At 70.6% G+C, this 17,717-nt stretch carries 19 protein-coding genes; 12 read left to right on the forward strand and 7 right to left on the reverse strand.

Going from position 1 to position 17,717, the window contains the following annotated elements; all coding sequences use genetic code 11:
- The first annotated feature begins 219 nt into the window (after nucleotides 1-219).
- The gene (locus NQ160_RS06650) at nucleotides 220-621 is read left to right on the forward strand and encodes a DUF7882 family protein (RefSeq protein WP_257514199.1); all 402 of its coding nucleotides are present in this window, start codon (nucleotides 220-222) and stop codon (nucleotides 619-621) included.
- Here NQ160_RS06650 and NQ160_RS06655 read toward each other — a convergent pair.
- A complete protein-coding gene (locus NQ160_RS06655; protein ID WP_257514443.1) occupies nucleotides 618-2,144 on the reverse strand; it encodes a beta-N-acetylhexosaminidase in 1,527 nt (508 codons plus the stop codon). The genes NQ160_RS06650 and NQ160_RS06655 overlap by 4 nt on opposite strands.
- 207 nt (nucleotides 2,145-2,351) lie before the next feature.
- Here NQ160_RS06655 and NQ160_RS06660 point away from each other — a divergent pair, with 207 nt between their 5' ends.
- The 3 genes from NQ160_RS06660 (at nucleotide 2,352) to NQ160_RS06670 (ending at nucleotide 5,642) form a co-directional block, all read left to right on the forward strand.
- On the forward strand, nucleotides 2,352-3,674 hold the full coding sequence (locus NQ160_RS06660; RefSeq protein WP_257514444.1) for an ABC transporter substrate-binding protein: 1,323 nt from the start codon (nucleotides 2,352-2,354) through the stop codon (nucleotides 3,672-3,674).
- A gap of 85 nt (nucleotides 3,675-3,759) precedes the next feature.
- Nucleotides 3,760-4,746: a carbohydrate ABC transporter permease gene (locus NQ160_RS06665; protein WP_257514445.1), complete on the forward strand. Its 987-nt coding sequence runs from the start codon at nucleotides 3,760-3,762 to the stop codon at nucleotides 4,744-4,746.
- Nucleotides 4,743-5,642 (forward strand): carbohydrate ABC transporter permease, encoded by a 900-nt coding sequence (locus NQ160_RS06670; protein ID WP_257514446.1) that lies wholly within the window; start codon nucleotides 4,743-4,745, stop codon nucleotides 5,640-5,642. The genes NQ160_RS06665 and NQ160_RS06670 overlap by 4 nt, the downstream gene beginning before the upstream one ends.
- Before the next feature lie 62 nt (nucleotides 5,643-5,704).
- Here the strand turns inward: NQ160_RS06670 and NQ160_RS06675 are convergent, their stop codons facing one another.
- Nucleotides 5,705-7,468 (reverse strand): glycoside hydrolase family 35 protein, encoded by a 1,764-nt coding sequence (locus NQ160_RS06675; protein WP_257514447.1) that lies wholly within the window; start codon nucleotides 7,466-7,468, stop codon nucleotides 5,705-5,707.
- 142 nt (nucleotides 7,469-7,610) lie between these two features.
- Here NQ160_RS06675 and NQ160_RS06680 point away from each other — a divergent pair, with 142 nt between their 5' ends.
- The 6 genes from NQ160_RS06680 (at nucleotide 7,611) to NQ160_RS06705 (ending at nucleotide 13,193) form a co-directional block, all read left to right on the forward strand.
- Nucleotides 7,611-8,636: a LacI family DNA-binding transcriptional regulator gene (locus tag NQ160_RS06680; protein WP_257514448.1), complete on the forward strand. Its 1,026-nt coding sequence runs from the start codon at nucleotides 7,611-7,613 to the stop codon at nucleotides 8,634-8,636.
- A 136-nt stretch (nucleotides 8,637-8,772) separates the two neighbouring features.
- The gene (locus NQ160_RS06685) at nucleotides 8,773-9,660 is read left to right on the forward strand and encodes an SIS domain-containing protein (RefSeq protein WP_257514449.1); all 888 of its coding nucleotides are present in this window, start codon (nucleotides 8,773-8,775) and stop codon (nucleotides 9,658-9,660) included.
- Nucleotides 9,657-10,601 carry an ROK family protein gene (locus NQ160_RS06690; RefSeq protein WP_257514450.1) on the forward strand — a complete coding sequence of 315 codons (945 nt, stop codon included), beginning with the start codon at nucleotides 9,657-9,659 and terminating at the stop codon, nucleotides 10,599-10,601. Before NQ160_RS06685 ends, NQ160_RS06690 begins: the two co-directional genes overlap by 4 nt.
- A complete protein-coding gene (locus NQ160_RS06695; protein WP_257514451.1) occupies nucleotides 10,598-11,560 on the forward strand; it encodes a 1-phosphofructokinase family hexose kinase in 963 nt (320 codons plus the stop codon). Before NQ160_RS06690 ends, NQ160_RS06695 begins: the two co-directional genes overlap by 4 nt.
- On the forward strand, nucleotides 11,557-12,405 hold the full coding sequence (locus tag NQ160_RS06700; protein ID WP_257514452.1) for a class II fructose-bisphosphate aldolase: 849 nt from the start codon (nucleotides 11,557-11,559) through the stop codon (nucleotides 12,403-12,405). The genes NQ160_RS06695 and NQ160_RS06700 overlap by 4 nt, the downstream gene beginning before the upstream one ends.
- Nucleotides 12,402-13,193 carry a DeoR/GlpR family DNA-binding transcription regulator gene (locus tag NQ160_RS06705; protein WP_257514453.1) on the forward strand — a complete coding sequence of 264 codons (792 nt, stop codon included), beginning with the start codon at nucleotides 12,402-12,404 and terminating at the stop codon, nucleotides 13,191-13,193. The genes NQ160_RS06700 and NQ160_RS06705 overlap by 4 nt, the downstream gene beginning before the upstream one ends.
- Nucleotides 13,194-13,211: 18 nt before the next feature.
- Here the strand turns inward: NQ160_RS06705 and NQ160_RS06710 are convergent, their stop codons facing one another.
- The gene (locus NQ160_RS06710) at nucleotides 13,212-13,562 is read right to left on the reverse strand and encodes a DUF7882 family protein (protein ID WP_257514454.1); all 351 of its coding nucleotides are present in this window, start codon (nucleotides 13,560-13,562) and stop codon (nucleotides 13,212-13,214) included.
- A 169-nt stretch (nucleotides 13,563-13,731) separates the two neighbouring features.
- Here NQ160_RS06710 and NQ160_RS06715 point away from each other — a divergent pair, with 169 nt between their 5' ends.
- Both NQ160_RS06715 and NQ160_RS06720 read left to right on the forward strand, forming a co-directional pair.
- Entirely contained in the window at nucleotides 13,732-13,953 is a 222-nt protein-coding gene (locus tag NQ160_RS06715; protein WP_257514455.1) for a hypothetical protein, read from the forward strand.
- A gap of 19 nt (nucleotides 13,954-13,972) precedes the next feature.
- Nucleotides 13,973-14,506, forward strand: a complete 534-nt coding sequence (locus NQ160_RS06720) for a MarR family winged helix-turn-helix transcriptional regulator (protein WP_257514456.1) — start codon at nucleotides 13,973-13,975, stop codon at nucleotides 14,504-14,506.
- A 2-nt stretch (nucleotides 14,507-14,508) separates the two neighbouring features.
- Here NQ160_RS06720 and surE read toward each other — a convergent pair whose 3' ends face one another.
- From surE to NQ160_RS06740, 4 genes are all read right to left on the reverse strand, one after another.
- Nucleotides 14,509-15,249, reverse strand: coding sequence for a 5'/3'-nucleotidase SurE (gene surE, locus NQ160_RS06725; protein WP_257514457.1), 741 nt, complete (start codon nucleotides 15,247-15,249; stop codon nucleotides 14,509-14,511).
- Nucleotides 15,246-16,253 carry a 1-phosphofructokinase family hexose kinase gene (locus tag NQ160_RS06730; RefSeq protein WP_257514458.1) on the reverse strand — a complete coding sequence of 336 codons (1,008 nt, stop codon included), beginning with the start codon at nucleotides 16,251-16,253 and terminating at the stop codon, nucleotides 15,246-15,248. Before NQ160_RS06730 ends, surE begins: the two co-directional genes overlap by 4 nt.
- 58 nt (nucleotides 16,254-16,311) lie before the next feature.
- Nucleotides 16,312-17,448 (reverse strand): fatty acid desaturase family protein, encoded by a 1,137-nt coding sequence (locus NQ160_RS06735; protein ID WP_257514459.1) that lies wholly within the window; start codon nucleotides 17,446-17,448, stop codon nucleotides 16,312-16,314.
- Nucleotides 17,449-17,619: 171 nt separating this feature from the next.
- The coding region (locus NQ160_RS06740; protein ID WP_257514460.1) for a cold-shock protein at nucleotides 17,620-17,717 on the reverse strand (98 nt) is incomplete at its 5' end.

The raw sequence follows: 17,717 nt of genomic DNA on the forward strand, positions 1-17,717 counted from the left end.
GGAGCTGCGATGGCAACTCCGGCACCGGCGTCCGGATGAGAGAGTCCTCACGTGGATCCGGCGCGTGTCCGCCCCGCCTGTTCCACAGGCCCTTAGTGTGAGGACAACAGGTCCCGCAGACGCCGCTCAGTCGCCGTCACACCAGCACCCCGAATCGCTCGTCGAATCGCCTTCTCGAACACTCTCCGCGACCTGATCCGCGATGCTTTGGAGAGCGCCATGGGCAAGCTGTATTACGGGACCGCCGATTCCCCGGTCCACATCGACGACGTGCTGCTCGCGCACCTCAAGGTCGTCATGACGACCAAGCTCCGGCGGGGCGAGAGCTTCACCGTCGCCTGGCAGCACGATGCGTGCAGTCCCCCCGGGCGCACGACCCTGTGGATCGCGCCGGGCATCGCCCTGCGGTTCCTGTTCGACTCCTCGGAGCCCATCGCGCCCGACCAGCGGCGGATCCGGGACCTCGCCGATGAAGTCGCTCGCACGGGATCCCTGCGTCTGCCGGCGCTGTTCACGCCCGCGGTCGGAGCCGGCATTGCGCAGCACGGCGTCGCCCCCCGCCGCTCGCGCCAGACGCGGCGTTCCGGCAGCGACCTGGTGTCGGACGGCGCGAGCCGCTAGGCGGGTTCGCCGGAAGGCCAGGGCACCTCGCTCAGCCGCGCATAGCGGATGCCGGCGGCATCCCACATCGGTCCGAGCGTTGCGACGCGGCCGGCGAACTCCGCCGGGTCGCGTTCCCCGGCGACCGACCAGCCGATCTCGGCGAGCGCCGCCGCACGCGGGAACGCGAGGTGCTCGACGTCGGCGATGGTGAGCGCCGTCTCGGTCCACAGGGGCGACTCGACGCCGAGGATGTCGGATTCCGCGATGCCGTCCACGATGGCCGTGGGCTCCCACGTGTACGCGGCCTCGAACGACGTCGGCCCGTCGGCCCAGTCCAGGCCGAGCGCGTAGCCGCCGGGAGTGGGGATGTCCTCGGGGTAGCGGATGTCGAGATACGCGACGTCGGCCGGCGACATGATCACCTGCCCGCCGCGGGCGACCACGGAACGCACCTGCTCCGCCGCCGGTGACACCGGCTGCAGGTAGCTCCAGTACTGCGCGATCGTGCCGGCGGGCAGGTCGTCGCACGACCCGATCTCGTGCCAGCCGATGACGCGCTTGCCCGTGCCCGCGGCGGTGGACGTGATGCGCCGGACGAGATCGCGATAGTCCTCGGGCGATGTCGACCAGGATTCGTCGCCTCCGACGTGCAGCCACGGACCGGGCGTGAGCGCGGCTACTTCGCCGATCACGTCCCGCAGGAACCGGTCGGTCGCCTCGGCGCGCTCCGGCGAGGCGGAGAGCGACGAGAACCCCACTTCGATGCCGTGGTAGGCCTCGCGGGCGACGCCGTCGGCGTTGAGTTCCGCGTAGGCGTGGAGCGCGGCATTGGTGTGCCCGGGCAGGTCGATCTCGGGGACCACGGTGATGAAGCGCGCGGCGGCGTAGGCGATGATGCGGCGCAGGTCGTCCTGCGTGTAGAAGCCGCCCGGCGCGTCTCCCACGGCGCCGCGGGCGCCGACGGCGGTGAGATCCGGCCAGGAGTCGATGTGCAGGCGCCAGCCCTGGTCGTCGGTGAGGTGCAGGTGCAGCGTGTTGATCTTCAGCAGCGCGAGGGCGTCGATGAAGCGCAGGACATCCGCCACGGGGAAGAAGTGGCGCACCACGTCGAGCATCACGCCCCGGTACTCGAAGCGGGGGGCATCGTCGACGTGCAGCGTGGGCACCTGAACGGAGCCGGTCAGATCGACCGGCAGCAGCTGCAGCAGCGTCTGGGTGCCGCGGAAGAGCCCCGCCGGCTCGGGCGCCGAAACGGTGACCGCATCGGAGGTGATGTCGAGGGCGTACGACTCGTCCGCGACGCGGTCGTCCGAGGCGCCGCGGGAGCCATCGGGCCCGGTCAGCTCGAGCGTGATGATCGCCGCATCGTCCGCGTCCGCGAGGGAGGGCGCCGCGCCCCGGCTGCGGAGGGATGCCGCCAGCAGCCCGGCCACCGGCAGGGCCGCTCCCGCGGCCGCGATGCCCGGCGTCGTGCCGAGGGTGAGCGCCTCCTCGTCCGGCGATGTGCGCAGCGTGCGGGGGCGGGGGACGAGGGTGAGCATCTTCACTCCTGTAGCGGCCAGTGTTCGCGGTGAGCAACGGCTGTCGATGAAATCGATCCGTGACTTGATCATAGGCGGAGTGGGGGTAGTGTGAACGCAAACATCCATCTCATCGACGGAGATGGCGAATGCATGATTTCGCAGCTACCGCCGATGGAAGCAACGCCGCTCGATATCGGTGCGGCATCCTCGAAGGGGAGCGATCACATGACATCGAAGTTCCGCGCCGGACGTCCCGTCGCCGTCACAGCACTGGCGGCTCTGTCCGCCGTCGCACTCGCCGCCTGCAGCAGCGGCGGCACCGGCACCGGCACGACGGCGGGCTCGTCCGACGACGTGGTGGAGCTCAGCTACATCCATCGCCTCCCCGACGGTGAGGGCATGACCGCCGTCGCCGACATCGTCGAGCGCTGGAACGCCGAGAACCCCGGCATCCAGGTAAGCGCCACCAAGTTCGACGGTGCCGCCAGCGACCTGATCCTGAAGCTCGAGACCGACGTCAAGGCGGGCAACGGCCCCTGCCTGGCACAGGTCGGGTACTCCGAGGTGCCGCAGCTGTTCGTCAAGGGTCTGCTCGAAGACGTCGCAGAGCACGCGGGGGACTACAAGGACGACTTCGGTGCCGGTGCGTACGCGATGATGACCGTCGGTGACGCGGTCGTGGGTCTGCCGCAGGACACCGGCCCCCTCGTCTACTACTACAACCAGGCAGAGCTCGAGAAGCTCGGGCTCACGGTCCCGACCACGATCGAGGAGCTCTCGGCCAGCGCCGCGGTCGCCGCAGACGCGGGCAAGTACCTCGCCGCCTTCACGCCCGACGAGGGCCTCAACTGGCTGTCGGCCCAGTCCGCCGCCGCCGGCGACGCGTGGTTCGACACCTCGGGTGACGCCTGGAGCGTCGACGTCGAGGGCGCCGGAAGCCAGCGGGTCGCCGGCCTCTGGCAGGGACTCATCGACGGGCAGGACGCCCTCGTCACCGAGCGCTGGGGCGAAGGCTTCACGCAGGCCGTCAACAACAGCACCCTCATCGGCCACATCGGCGCGGCGTGGGAGGCGGGCTTCATGCTCGACTCGCTCGACGGCACGCCGGCCGAGGGTCAGTGGCGCGTCGCCCAGCTGCCCGACTTCGGAGCAGGCGAGCTCTCGGGCCCCGACGGTGGCTCCGGCGTCGCTGTGCTCTCGGGCTGCGAGCACCCGGCCGAGGCCATGGCCTTCAACGGCTGGTTCAACACCCAGATCGACGACCTCGCGTCGCAGGGCCTCGTCGTCGCCGCCAACGGCACGCCGGAGACCAGCGAGAAGATGCTGCGTCAGTTCGGCGGCCAGGACGTGCTGGCCGAGCTCGCCACGGCATCCGCTCGCATGAACCCCGAGTTCGTCTACGCCCCCGGATTCGCCTCGCTGACCACCATGAACGAGACCGCTTCGGCCGTCGCGTCGGGCGGAGCCACCGTCGCGGACATCTTCACGACCGGCCAGAACGACGCGGTCGCGGCGCTGAAGGACCTGGGTCTGCCTGTCGCGGACTGACGCACCTCGCTGACAACCGCTGAGCCGGCGGAGCGCATGGACGCCCCGTGCACTCCGCCGGCTCCTGCACTGGAAAGACGATGAGATGACACTGACCACCCCGCCCACCGTGGCCGCAGCGGCAGCGAAGGTCCGCGCGACCCCGCCGAGGCGAAAGGAGCGGGGCCGACGCGGCGGCAGCCGTCGCGAGGCCGTGACCGGGTGGCTGTTCCTCGCCCCCTTCGCAATCCTGTTCGTCGTCGTCTTCGTCGTGCCGATCGTCGTGTCGATCCGCGCGTCGATGTTCTCCGAAGTCCCGTCGGGCGAGGGCCTGTACGGCGGCGGGGAGCTCGTAGAGACCTTCGTGGGCTTCGACAACTTCGCCATAGCCATCGCCAACCAGACGTTCTGGGCCGGTATGGGCCGGGTCGTGCTCTACGGCCTCGTGCAGATCCCGGTGATGACGATCGCCGCACTGGGGCTCGCACTGCTCCTGGACTCGTTCATCGTCCGCCGTCCCGGCTTCTTCCGCCTCGCCTTCTTCCTCCCCTACGCCATCCCGGGTGTGATCGCCGCGATGATGTGGCTGTATCTCTACACGCCCGAGGTGTCGCCGTTCATGCCGTACCTCCCCGAGGGGACGGACTTCATGGCGCCGGGGACGATCCTGTTCTCGATGGGGAACATGACGACCTGGACCTACACCGGCTACAACATGCTCATCTTCCTCGCCGCGCTGCAGGCCGCGCCGCGGGAGCTCTACGAGGCCGCGCGCATCGACGGCGCGAGCGGCTGGCAGATCGCGGTCAAGATCAAGGTGCCCCTGGTCCGCGGAGCCGCGCTGCTGGCGGTGCTGCTGTCGATCATCGGCACCATCCAGCTCTTCAACGAGCCGACCGTGATGGAGAGCCAGAACCCGTGGATGGGCAAGGGCTACACGCCGATGATGCTCACCTACAACTCGCTGCTCGGGGCGGCCTCGCCCTCGGGCACGGGGATCGCATCGGCCTACTCGCTGCTCATGGCCGTCATCGCCGGCGTGCTGGCCATCGTCTACGCGCTGATGCAGCGCCGTAAGGGAGGAAACTCATGACCACCGCGATCCGCACCGGCAGACGGCGCGCCCGCGAGGTCGAGGTCGACCTTCCCCCCAAGAACGCGCTGCCCACGCTGCGCGGCAAGATCGCCGGCATCACCGTCCTGGTCGTCGCCGCGATCTACTTTCTCGGCCCGGTGTACTGGCTGCTCATCGCCGCCACGAAGAACAACCGCGACCTGACGTCGACCTTCGGGTTCTGGTTCGCCGAATGGAACCTCGGCGCCAACTACGACAGCCTCATGTCCTGGACCCAGGGCATGTTCTGGCGGTGGGTCGGCAACTCGATCTTCTACTCGGTGACGGCAGGCGTCATCGGAACGCTCTTCGCGGTGATGGCGGGCTATGCCATCGCCAAGTTCTCCTTCCCGGGCAAGAAGATCGCGGTGGGTGCCATCATGGCGGGCCTGCTCATGCCGGTCGCGCTGCTGACGGTGCCGCTGTATCTGGAGTTCCACGCGCTGGGTCTGGTCGACACGGTGTGGGCGATCATCATCCCGTCCGCGGTGTCGCCCTTCGGCGTGTTCCTGGGCATGGTGTACGCCCAGTCGGTGCCGACGGAGCTGCTCGAGGCGGCGCGCATCGACGGGGCGGGGGAGATCCGCATCTTCTTCACCATCGTGATGCGCCTGCTCGCGCCGGCCATGGTGACCATCTTCCTGTTCGTGTTCGTCGCCACATGGAACAACTTCCTGCTGCCCCTCCTGATGGTCTCGTCGCAGGAGCTCAAGCCGGTGACGCTCGGCCTCTTCGGCATGATGAGCTACTTCTCCCCGGACAAGGGTGCGGTCATGCTCGGCGCCCTGCTGGGTGTGGTGCCGCTGATCGTGCTGTTCTTCACGCTGCAGCGCTACCTGCGCTCGGGCCTGGCGGCCGGGGCAGTCAAGGGCTGATCACCGCACGAGAAAGGGCCCCCGGCGCTGCGGCGCCGGGGGCCCTTTGCGGTGGGCCGGGGTCAGGAGCCGATGAACTCCTCGGCCTCGCCCAGCGACGGCGCGTCGCGCACCTCGAGGGTCGTGGGCAGCTGCTCCAGGTCCATGACCCGCACCTCGTTGCGGCCGGATCGCCAGAGCGGCGCGGGGGCGTAGAAGGTCTCCTGCGGGCCGACGCTCCAGTAGCGGCCGATGAGGAAGCCGTTGACCCAGATGAGTCCCTTGCTGCCGCCGGGAACCGCGAGCCAGGCATCCGCCGGCGTCTGCACGTCCACGGTGGCCACGGCGAAGCCGTCGGCGGGTGCGTCGCCGCCCCGACCCGTGAGCGAGCCGTCCAGCGGCACGACGCGGTGCGTCCAGCCGTGCACATAACGTCGGCCGAGCAGCACGCCGCCGATGATGCCCTTGTGCTCGCCGATGTGCGGCCCGTAGTTGATGCGGCCGAGGCTCTCCACCACGAGGGTCAGCTCGTGGTCGCCGGCGCGGCCCTCGATCACGACGCTCGTGGCGCCGTCGCGCTCGAGCGTGGCGATGCGCTCACCGTCCAGCAGCACCGCTGCGCGGTCGTGCAGGCCCCTGATCGACAGCGTCGTCTCGGCTCCGATGTGCACCCGGGCCTGGTAGGCGACGATGCCGTCCGCCACGCCCAGCTCCTCGAAGGTGGCCAGGTTGGACCGCACCTCGCCGGCGGGAAGGGAGCTCAGCGCGTCGGCGAGGCCGCCTTCGCCGGTGAAGGCCACCGTCTGGGGCGGCAGGAACACCGGCTCGGCCGGCAGCTCCGGAAGCGGCCCGTCGTGGAACGGGGCGAAAGAGGCCCGGAGGGCGGCGAACTTGTCACCCAGCCGGCCGTCCTCGGCGATGGGGGCGTCGGAGTCGTAGCTCGTGATCGTCGGCTGCAGTACGCCGTCCCAGTTCGCCCCGGCCCACAGTCCGAAGTTGGTTCCGCCGTGCGCCATGTACAGGCTCACCGAGCCGCCGGCATCCAGCAGGGCGTCGACGGTGCCGATCATGCTCGCCGCGCTGCGCACGTGGTGACGCTCGCCCCAATGGTCGAACCAGCCACCCCACAGCTCGCTGCACAGCAGCGGTGTGGCGGCGGGGAGGAGGGCCTGGGCGGTGTCGACGCCGGTGCCGAAGGTGAAGCTCGGCATGGCGCCGCCCACGGAGCCGTGACGCTGCATGTCGGGAGTGATTCCGTCGGCGGTGGTGAGCAGCTCGACGATCCCGTGCGCCCGCAGCAGATCCCGCTGGTGCTCGAGGTACGCGCTGTCGGAGCCGAACGAGCCGTACTCGTTCTCGACCTGCACCGCGACGATGGGGCCGCCGTACGCCGCCTGCAGCGGAGCGAGGCGGGGGAGGAGGTGGGAGTACCACTCCTCGACGGCCCGCAGGTATCCCGGGTCGCTGCTGCGGACGTGACGGATGCGTCCGGTGAGCCACGCGGGCAGGCCGCCGTTGGACCACTCGGCGCAGATGTACGGGCTCGGCCGCAGGTAGACGTCCAGGCCCACCTCCGCCGCGATGCGCAGATACCGCTCGATGTCGCGCCACCCGTCGAAGCGGGGCGAGCCCTCGATCTCCTCGTGGAAGTTCCACGGGATGTACGTGTCGACGGTGTTCGCGCCCATCGCCGCGAGGCGTCGCAGGCGGTCCTCCCACTGCTCCGGGTGCACGCGGAAGTAGTGCACGGCCCCGGCGAGCATGCGGTGCGGCCGGCCGTTGCGCAGCAGGGTGCTGTCCGAGTATGTGAGCGCCGCTACTGAGGTCTGCGACCTCGTCGTTGTCATCGGATCCATCCGCAGGCTTCCTCTCGGATTTCGGGGCCCGTCGATCCGAGCTGCCGTGATGTTTGCGTTCACATCACCTAACATCCTGCCCTATTTCGCGTCACGTTGGCTCGTTATCCTCGCTCCTCACTACGATGAGTGGATGCCGCGCCGATCCTCCGGGGACAGAGCCCCCAGTCAGGTCGACGTGGCGCGCGTCGCCGGAGTGTCCACGCAGACCGTGTCGCGGGTGATCGGCGGCCAGTCCAACGTCCGCCCCGAGACGGCGCAGCGTGTCATGGCCGCGGTCGACGCGACCGGATACCGGCTGCACGCCGCCGCGGCGTCCCTCGCCTCCGGCCGTACGCGCATGCTCGGCGTCATCACCGTCTCCACCGCGCGCTACTCCACGAGCGCCATCCTGCTCGGCGTCGAGGCGGTCGCCGCCGAACAGGGCTACGCCGTGACCAGCGCGAGCGTGCCGCATCATTCCCGCCCCGGAGCCTTCGTCGACGCCTTCGACCGGCTGGAGCGTCAGGGCGCCGAAGGCATCGTGCTGCTGGCTCCCGTCGGCTTCCTCGCCGACGCCCTCGGCAATCGCACCACGCGCACCCCCACCGTCGGGCATCGCCAGGACGAGGGGCTGGGCGACGACGCGCTCATCGACCAGCGGGCGATCGCGCGCGCGGCCACGGAGCATCTGCTGGACCTCGGCCACGCGACGGTGTGGCACGTCTCCGGTGACGAGTTCTGGCAGGAGTCGGTGGCCCGCCGCGAGGAATGGGAGCAGGTGCTGCGCGAACGCGGAATCGCTGCGCCCCCGGTGATCCCCGGGGACTGGTCGCCCGAGTCGGGCTACCGCGCCGGTCGCACGATCGCCGCGATCCCCGATGTCACCGCGGTCTTCGTCTCCAGTGACGAGATGGCCTTCGGTCTCATGCGCGCCCTGCACGAGGCCGGCCGGACGGTTCCCGGTGACGTCTCGGTGACCAGCGTGGACGACATCGCCCTTGCCGCCTACGCGACCCCCGCCCTCACGACGGTCCGCCAGCCGTTCGAGCGGGTCGGGCGCACCGCTGCCGCCCGCGTGATCGCGCTCATCGAAGGCGGCGAGCCGCCGACGGTCGCCCGGCTCGAGCCCGAGCTCATCGTGCGGTCCTCCACCGCCGCGCCCGTCGCCGCCGTCTGACGCCTGACCCTTCGTGTCGCCGAAGAGCGCACGTTCCGTGATGGCGATTGCGCGCACTAGACTGACGGAAAGCACTCCCGAACAATCAAAATCGATCAAAGACAGATCAGTGTTCGCGGGGAGGAAGAGGCGCAGCATGATCACCACGTCCACCCACATGGAGAACGAGCTGCGCTCGCAGCCCGAGACCTGGGCGCGCGCTGCCGAACTGGCGCGCACCACCGACGCGCTTCCGCAGCGAGGAGCGCGTGTGGCAGTCGTCGGCTGCGGCACGTCCTGGTTCATCGCCCAGGCCTACGCCACGCTGCGCGAGCGCAGCGGCGCGGGTGTCACCGACGCATTCGCGGCATCCGAGATGCCCGACCGCGACTACGACGCCATTGTCGCACTGACGCGCTCGGGGACCACGACCGAGGTGCTGCAGCTGGCCGAGCGGATGAAGGGGCGAACCCCCGTCATCGGCGTCGTCGGCGATGAGACGTCTCCCCTGATGGGCCTGCTGGATGCCGCCGTCACACTGCCCTTCGCCGACGAGGTCTCGGTCGTGCAGACGCGTTTCGCGACGACGGCCCTCGCCCTGTTCCGTGCCTCGCTCGGCGAGGACCTGGCGCCGGCGATCGCCGATGCCGAGCGGGCCATCGCGGAGGATCTCGACCCCGACCTCGTCGCCGCCGAGCAGTACACCTTCGTTGCCGGCGGATGGGCCATCGGGCTCGCGCACGAGGCGGCGCTGAAGATGCGCGAGGCGTCGCAGTCGTGGACCGAGTCCTACCCGGCCATGGAATACCGCCACGGCCCGATCTCCATCGCGGCGCCCGGACGGGTCACCTGGGCGTTCGGCGACATGCCCGCCGGCCTCGCCGAAGACGTCGCCCGCACCGGCGCTCGCTTCGAGCAGAGCGGGGTGGACCCCATGGCCGACCTCGTCCGTGCCCAGCGCGTCGCGCTCGCCCGTGCCCTGTCCCGCGGACTGAACCCCGACGAGCCGCGGAACCTGACGCGGTCGGTCATCCTCGACGCATGAATGAGGGTGTGCTCGGCGACGGCGCCGTCGTCCTGGCTTTCGATGTGGGGGGCACGACGACCAAGTCGGCCCTGGTGGACGGGGCGGGCCGCGTGCGCGATCTCCGCCGCACCCCGACGCCGCGCTCGGCTGCAGACCCGGCCGGCGCCATCGCCGCCCACCTCGCGACGCTGGCCGAGGCGCACCTGGGCGTCCATCCCGAGCTGGTCCCGCAGGCCGCGGGACTGAGCGTCCCCGGCCTCGTGGACGAGCAGGCGGGAGTCGGCATCTTCTCGGGCAACCTCGGCTGGCGGGACGCACCGTTCCGGGCGCTTGCAGAACAGGCGCTCTCGCTGCCCGTGGCCTTCGGGCACGATGTGCGCGCCGCCGGTGTCGCCGAGCAGATGTGGGGCGCCGCCCGTGGTCACCGCGACGCCGCCGTCATCGTCATCGGCACGGGCATCGCCTCGGCGCTCATCGTCGACGGCGCCCCCATCGTCGGCGGCGGCTACGCCGGCGAGATCGGCCACGTCGTGACCGACCCCGCGGGGGAGCGCTGCCCGTGCGGCGCGGTCGGCTGCCTCGAGACCGTGGCGTCGGCCGGCGCCATCGCCCGTCGATTCGGGCGGCTCGCCGGGCGGCCCGTGCAGGGCGCCCGGGACGTGCTCGCGGCGCTGCACGCCGGCGATGAGAACGCCCGTGCCGTCTGGACCGACGCGGTCGACGCGCTCGCGCGGGAGATCGCACGGCTGGTGACGCTGCTCGCTCCGGGCGTCGTCGTGGTGGGCGGCGGTCTGGCCGAGGCCGGCGACGACCTGTTCGCCCCGCTGCAGGCGCGACTGGACGAGCTGCTGACCTTCCAGCGTCGTCCGCTGCTCGTGCGCGCGACGCTCGGCGAGGATGCCGGCCTGATCGGCACCGCGCACCGTGCGCGGCAGCACCTGTCGACGCCCGCGCCATGATCCTCACGGTCACCCCCAACCCGGCGCTGGACTGCACATGGCGGGTCGAACGGCTCGTTCCCGGCGACTCCCATCGCGTGCCGACGGGAGCGCAGCGCGCCGGCGGCAAGGGCATCAACGTCGCCCGTGTCCTCACCGGCGCCGGTCTCGACGCGTTCGCGCTGACCACGGCGGGCGGCGACAGCGGTGAGATCCTCGCTGCGGACCTGCGCGCCGCCGGCATCGCGCACCGGCTGATCCCCGTCGCCGCCGCCACCCGCCGCAGCATCGCGGCGGTGGACGACGCGACCGGGGAGACGACCCTGCTCAACGAGGTGGGAGCGGCGCTGGCCGCCGACGAGTCTGCCGCGCTGTTCGCCGGCGCCCGCACCCTCGCGACGCGCGCCGATGTCACGGTGATCTCCGGCAGCCTGCCGCCCGGGATCGACGCGGGCAACGTCCGCGCGCTCGTGGCGGACATCGCGGCATCCAGAGGGACGACCATCGCCGACGTCACGGGCCCGGCGCTGCTGGCGGCGGCAGAGGCGGGGGCGCACGTGGTCAAGCCGAACGCGGCGGAGCTGCGCGAGACGACCGGATCGACAGGAGTGGTGGCGGGCGCCCGGATGCTGCGGGACCGTGGCGCCGGGCTCGTCGTCGTGTCGCTCGGCGCCGACGGCATGCTGCTCGTCGGCGGCGCCGACCCGCAGGCGGTGCTGCGCGCCCGGCTGCCGCGCCGACTGCGCGGCAACGCCACGGGCGCCGGCGATGCCGCCGTCGCCGCGATCGCCGCCGTGCTCGCCGGGCGCGGCACCCGCCCAACCGACTTCTCTCACGCCGAGCTCGTCGAACTCGCGCGTGCGGCCGTCGCCTGGTCTGCTTCGGCGGTGCTCATGCCGCTGGCCGGCGAGCTCTCGCCCGAGCGCGATCAGCTGGCGACCGACGTGATCTTCGACACAGACATCAGGGACCTGACATGACGCTGACCTCCACCCGCACGATCCTCGACGAGGCGCGCGCCGCCGGCACCGGCAGCGGTGCCTTCAACGTCATCCACCTCGAGACGGCGGAGGCGCTGGTGCGCGCCGCAGAGGAGTCCGGCCTGCCTGTCATCTTGCAGCTGTCCGAGAACTGCCTGCGCTATCACGGCGCACTCGAACCCCTCGCGGCGGCCACGCTCGCCCTTGCCGCGGCGTCGAGCGCCCGCGTCGCGGTGCACCTGGACCATGCGGAGGATGCCGACCTGGCGCTGCGCGCCATCGGCCTCGGCTTCACCTCGGTGATGTACGACGGTGCGAAGCTCGAGTTCTCCGCCAACGTGGCGACCACACGACGGGTCGTCGCCGCCGGGGACGCCGCCGGGGTGCTGGTCGAGGCCGAGCTCGGCGAGATCGGCGGAAAGGACGGTGCGCACGCCCCCGGTGTGCGTACGGATCCCGCCGAGGCGGCGGCCTTCGTCGCCGAGACGGGGGTGGGGGCGCTGGCGGTGGCGGTGGGCTCTTCGCACGCGATGGCCGAGCGCACCGCCGTGCTGGACATCGACCTCATCTCGCGGCTGCGCGACGCCGTGCCGGTGCCGCTCGTGCTGCACGGATCGTCCGGCGTCCCCGACGACACGATCCTTGCGGGCATCGAAGCCGGGCTCACGAAGATCAACGTGTCCACGCACCTCAATGCGTTCTTCACCCGCGCCGTGCGCGCGCACCTCGACGAGTACCCCAGCGTCGTAGACTCGCGCCGGTACATCGATGCTGGGAGGTCCGCCGTGGTGGTCGAGGCGACACGCCTGCTGGAGCTGTTCGCCGCGCCACGGAGGGTCGGGTGAACAGAGCCGAGCGGCTGAGCGCGATCCTCGACCTGCTCGCGGAATCCGGGCGGCTTCAGGTCGAGGACATCGTCGAGCGGCTGGGCGTCTCTCCGGCCACCGCCCGCCGGGATCTCGACGCGCTCGCTGAGCAGCAGCTGCTCGGCCGCACGCGCGGCGGCGCCGTGTCGCACTCGGTCGCCTACGACCTGCCGGTGCGCTACAAGAACCAGCAGCGGCGCGACGCCAAGCGTGCCATCGCGCGCGCGGCCAGTGCGCTCGTTCCCCGTGGCGCGATCGTGGGGCTTTCCGGCGGCACGACCGCCACAGCGATCGCGGACGAGTTGATGTCCCGCGGCGATGTCATGGCGCATGCCGACGATCCCGGTCTCACCGTCGTCACCAACGCCGTCAACATCGCCATGCAGCTCGCGCTGCGCCCGCAGATCAAGACGGTCGTGGTCGGCGGCGTGCTGCACCCCCGGTCGTACGAGCTGGTCGGGCCCCACGCCGAAGAGACCCTCGCGCGGATCAACCTCGACCTCGCGTTCATCGGTGCGAACGCGCTGCATCCCGATCATGGAGCAACCACCCATGATGAGCGCGAGGCCGCCGTCAACGCGGCGATGGCCCGTCGCGCCGAACGAGCCGTGCTGGTGGTGGACTCCGCCAAGCTCGACAAGCGCGTGTTCGCGGTCGTGGGGCCGGAGCGGCTCTTCGACACGGTCATCACCGACGGCGACGCGACCGCGGATCAGCGAGCCCGGCTCGCGGACCGGGGCTACGACGTCATCGTCGCTGCCGACTGATCCCGCAATCGGCGCGGGTCAGGCGGCGGCGACAGGCTGTCGCAGCGCCGCCACGGCGGCCTCGGGCGCGGGTTCTTCCTCCCAGGAGAGCGAGACGCCGGCCGAGGAGTTCGCACTGTTGACGAGGTTGCGCAGCAGGTCGGGGTCGAGCGTCTCGGGTTCGGGGTCATCGAACACGAAGCGCAGCGGGATCGAGGGCTGCATCCACAGGGTTGTCCTGCCGCCGGCGACGCTCTCGGGATGCCGCCAGGAGAGGGTGAAGCTCTCGTTGCGGCGCAGCTTCGTGGCGATGACCACCTTGACGTGAGCCAGCAGACGGTCAGGGATTTCGGTGGGCGTGGTGTCCGCACCGTAGTAGAGAAGTCCCACTTCTGCTCCTTCGCTCGTTGGCCGCGCGGGGTGTGCGCGACGCAATCTCGTGTCTTACATCTATAGCGAAGTGAGACAGATGATGTCAATTACAGCGGATATGTAATACAGATGGTGTGTAATCGAGTGAGCCGCACACTCGGCGGGCTTATGCTGGAGGAGAGACGACATGTCCGTGATCATCGACGCAGCACCCTCGACGCAGGCGCGCGCCGCCTGGTTCCAGGTCGAGCCGGGGTTCTGGGTCGCGAACACGGGCGGTCGTTACCTGGGCGCCGTCGAGCGGCTGCACTCGGGTGAATTCAGTGCCCGTGATGATACGGGGGCCGAGGTGGGACGGTTCGCCACCCTCTCCGACGCCCGTGACGCGGTCACCTCCGAAGCCTGGTAATCCGACCCCGGGAGACGACATGCCCCAGACCGTCGTGCGGCACGAGAACGAGCACCTCTACGCCGACCCGCCGGCGACGCCTGCAGGGGGCGTCCTGAGCAACGCCATCCTGCGGCTGCGGCGTGGCGAACGTGCGCAGGCGGAGCGCGCGCATCAGCGCTCGGGCCTGGGCGGCATCGATCTCACCGCACTGCGGTACCTGGTGCAGGCGTACCGCGACGGGCGGGACATCAGCCCGAAGAGTCTGCTGGCGATGCTGCGGACTTCCAGCGCGACGATCACCAACGTCGTCGACCGGCTCGTCGCCCGGGGCCTCGTCCAGCGCGTGCAGCATCCGCATGACCGGCGCGCGCACTACCTGGTCCCCACGGATGAGGCGGTCCGCCTCGTCGACGCGACGTACGCCGCGCATCACACCGCGGTCGTCGAGGTCATCGACTCGCTGACCGACGAGCAGGCTGAGATAGGCGCTCTCATCTTCGGCCGCCTGGCCGATCGTCTCGACGAACTCGACCGCTCCGAGATCCTGGCGGCCGTCGACGCGGCGCGCTGAGGTCAGCGCAGGCCGAGTGGCACGCCCGTCACAGACTCCAGGCCGGTGACCGTCACCCAGCCGTCTGCGAGGTGCGCGGCATCGGTGCCGGGTTCCGGCGCATGGGGGAGGTCCTCGACCGCGAGGCGGATGTGATGCTCTTCGCGCTCGCTCAGCGTCGTCTGCACGATGCCGAAGGGCGCGAGGGAGGATTCCCGGATGCCGCGATGCGACGCGCTGTTCGGGGCGTTGACGTTCAGCACGGTGCCCGGCGGTCGCTCGAGCAGGTCGGGAAGCAGGCTCAGCGCGGCCTCGGCGGCGACGTCCCAGTGGAACTCCACCGGGCGCATGCCGACGTCGAGCGAGACGGCGACGGCCCAGGCGCGGTTCAGCCCGCCGGTGAGAGCTGCTCCCACCGTGCCCGAGTGAAGGACCGCCCGGCCGACGTTCGCGCCGTGGTTCACGCCCGAGAGCACGACCTCGGGCGGCTCTCCGAAGGCGCCGTGCGCGGCGATCAGCGCGATGAGCCCGGGGCCGCCATGCACGGCGAACGCGGGCAGGTCCTCCAGGCCCGTCAGCGTGCGCCGCTCGACCGCGATGCGCCCGTCGCGGTCTTCGGCCATGATCGACGCACTGGCGCCGCTGGATTGCCGGGCGGGCGCGGCGATCGTGACCTCTAGGCCTGCATAGCGGGCACTGCGTGCCAGCGCGTGCAGGCCGGGAGCGTCGATGCCGTCGTCGTTGGTGATGAGCGCCCGGGTCATCTTCCATCCTCAGGCGCCGCCAGGGCTGCGAGACCGTCCGGGCTCACCCGGCCCATGACGGGCTGCTCGGGGAGGGCCTCTTCGCTCCCGCTGGCATCGCGCACGACCACCGTCTCGAGCAGGGCCGCGATCGCGGCCGCGTCACCGGTGCCGAGCCCATGCCGCGTGACGTTGAGCGCTCCGGCGGCTGCGCCCAGCCGCACCGCTTCGCGTGGGGGCTCGCCGCCGGCCATGCCCGCCGCCATCCCGGCCGTCAGGGAATCGCCCGCGCCGCGGTCGTCGGCCACCTGCAGCCGCGGCGTGCTCACCTCGAGAAAGCCTCGTTCGTCCAAGAGCAGCAAGGGCTCGTCGGCGCGGGAGACGACGACGGTGCGCGCTCCGCGCTCGCGCAGGAGGCGCATGGCCCTTCTGACCGCGCCCACCGACCTGTCCGGGATCAACCGGTCCGCCAGCAGCTCCTCGTCGCTCACCTTCAGCACGTCGACTCCGCCGGCGAGGGCGGCCGCGAGGCGTGGTCCAGCCAGGTCGACCACGACCGCGGCCCCGCCTTCGCGCAGGTCCGCAGCGAGCCGGCGGTAGGTGTCGGCGGGGAGGATGTCGTCGCGACCCGGTCCACTGAGGATCACCAGGCGCGACTCGAGGCCCTCCGCCAGCGTGGCGCCGTACAGCTCGTCGAGCTCGTGGCGGCCGAGGGGGTCACCGCCTTCGGCGGCGATCACGACGCGCTGTCCGCCGCGGCGGTCGTGCACATAGGCCGAACCGCGCCCGTCGCGCCGCACCGGAACGACGACGATTCCCTCGTCTTCGAGCAGCCGCCGCAGCACGCGGCCGGTCTCACCCGTGAGGGTGCAGCACATGGAGACGGTGCGGCCGAGCCGCAGCAGCATCCGAGCCTGCCAGACGCCCTGGCCGCCGGCGTGGACGTGGATCTCGTCCCCCGACGGGTGGTCCTCCACCGTGACGGTGAGGATGGGGGAGGGGGCGAAGATCGTGACGTCGGTCATGTCGGAGACGTTACGACCCCGTACGCTCGGGCGCATCCCCTCCGGCGGCGGTGTCGCCTCAGGCGGTCGGTCCGAGTCCCCGACGGGCGGTCGTCGCCATGGGGCAGTCGAACGGGTCGCGCGCTGCGAGGCCCACTCGGTTGAGGTAGTCGATGACGATGGCGTAGGACTTGATCAGGCTGGTCTCGGTGTAGGGCACGTTGAGGTCTTCACAGGCCTTCATGACGATCGGGCGCGCCTTGGCGAGGTGCGGCCGCGGCATGTTCGGGAACAGGTGGTGCTCGATCTGATAGTTGAGGCCACCCATGAGCCACGTCGCCCACCAGCCGCCGCGGATGTTGCGCGAGGTGCGCACCTGCTTGCTGAAGAAGTCCAGCTTCGCGTCCTTGGCGATGACGGGCATGCCCTTGTGGTTCGGCGCGAACGAGGCGCCCATGTAGACGCCGAAGACAGCGACCTGCACGAAGAAGAAGGCGATCGCCATGCCGAGCGGCAGGAAGACGAAGATCGGCGTGAAGACCACGGCGTGCCGCACCAGCAGCAGTGCGATCTCGCGGAACCGACCCTTGATCGGCTCACGATTGAACAGCAGGTGGCGGAACGCCAGAGCGTAGAGGTTCAGGCCTTCGAACGTCAGCAGCGGGAAGAACAGCCAGCCCTGATGCTTGGTGATGAGGCGGCGCACGCCCCGCGCCGACGCGGCGTCTTCGTCGAGGAACGAGATCGTGTCGATCTCGATGTCGGGGTCCTTGCCCACGCGGTTCGGGTTGGCGTGGTGGCGGGTGTGCTTGGTGGCCCACCACGAGACGCTCATGCCGACGACGGCCGGGCCGAGGAAGCGTGCGAGGCGGTCATTGGCAGGTCCGGAAGCGAAGATCTGGCGATGCGCCGCTTCGTGGGAGAGGAAGGCGACCTGGGTGAAGAGGATGCCGGATACTGCGGCGACCAGCAGCTGCCACCAGCTGTCACCCAGCGCGAAGAAAGCGACGATGCAGCCCGCGAAGCCGGCCAGGATGGCCAGGCCGACCAGCGCGTAGAAGCCGCGCGTACGCTGCAACAGGCCCTTTTCCTTCACGGCCTGCGACACCTCGGTGTACGCCCGCGTGATGGGCGGGAACTCCTTGGTGCCTGCGTAGGTCTGTCGGATGGGCCCCAGGGTGGAGGCGGGGGCGGTGGCGGTGGTCGTGGCGGAGATGGGAGCACCTGCTTCCTCGGAGGTCTCGCGGACCTGGCGTGGGCCGACGGCGTGTGCCACCTGCTGGGCTTCAGACTACGCGGTGGTCCATGCGGCTGACGGAATGTGATAAGGGCCGCGGAATGCACGAAGGCCGGTACGCCCATGGGCGTACCGGCCTTCGAGAGAAACTCAGAGTGCGCGGATGTTCGCAGCCTGCATGCCCTTGGGGCCCTGCTCGGCGTCGTATTCGACCTTCTGCGTCTCGCGGAGCTCCTTGAAGCCGTTGC

Source organism: Microbacterium sp. zg.Y909, assembly GCF_024626565.1.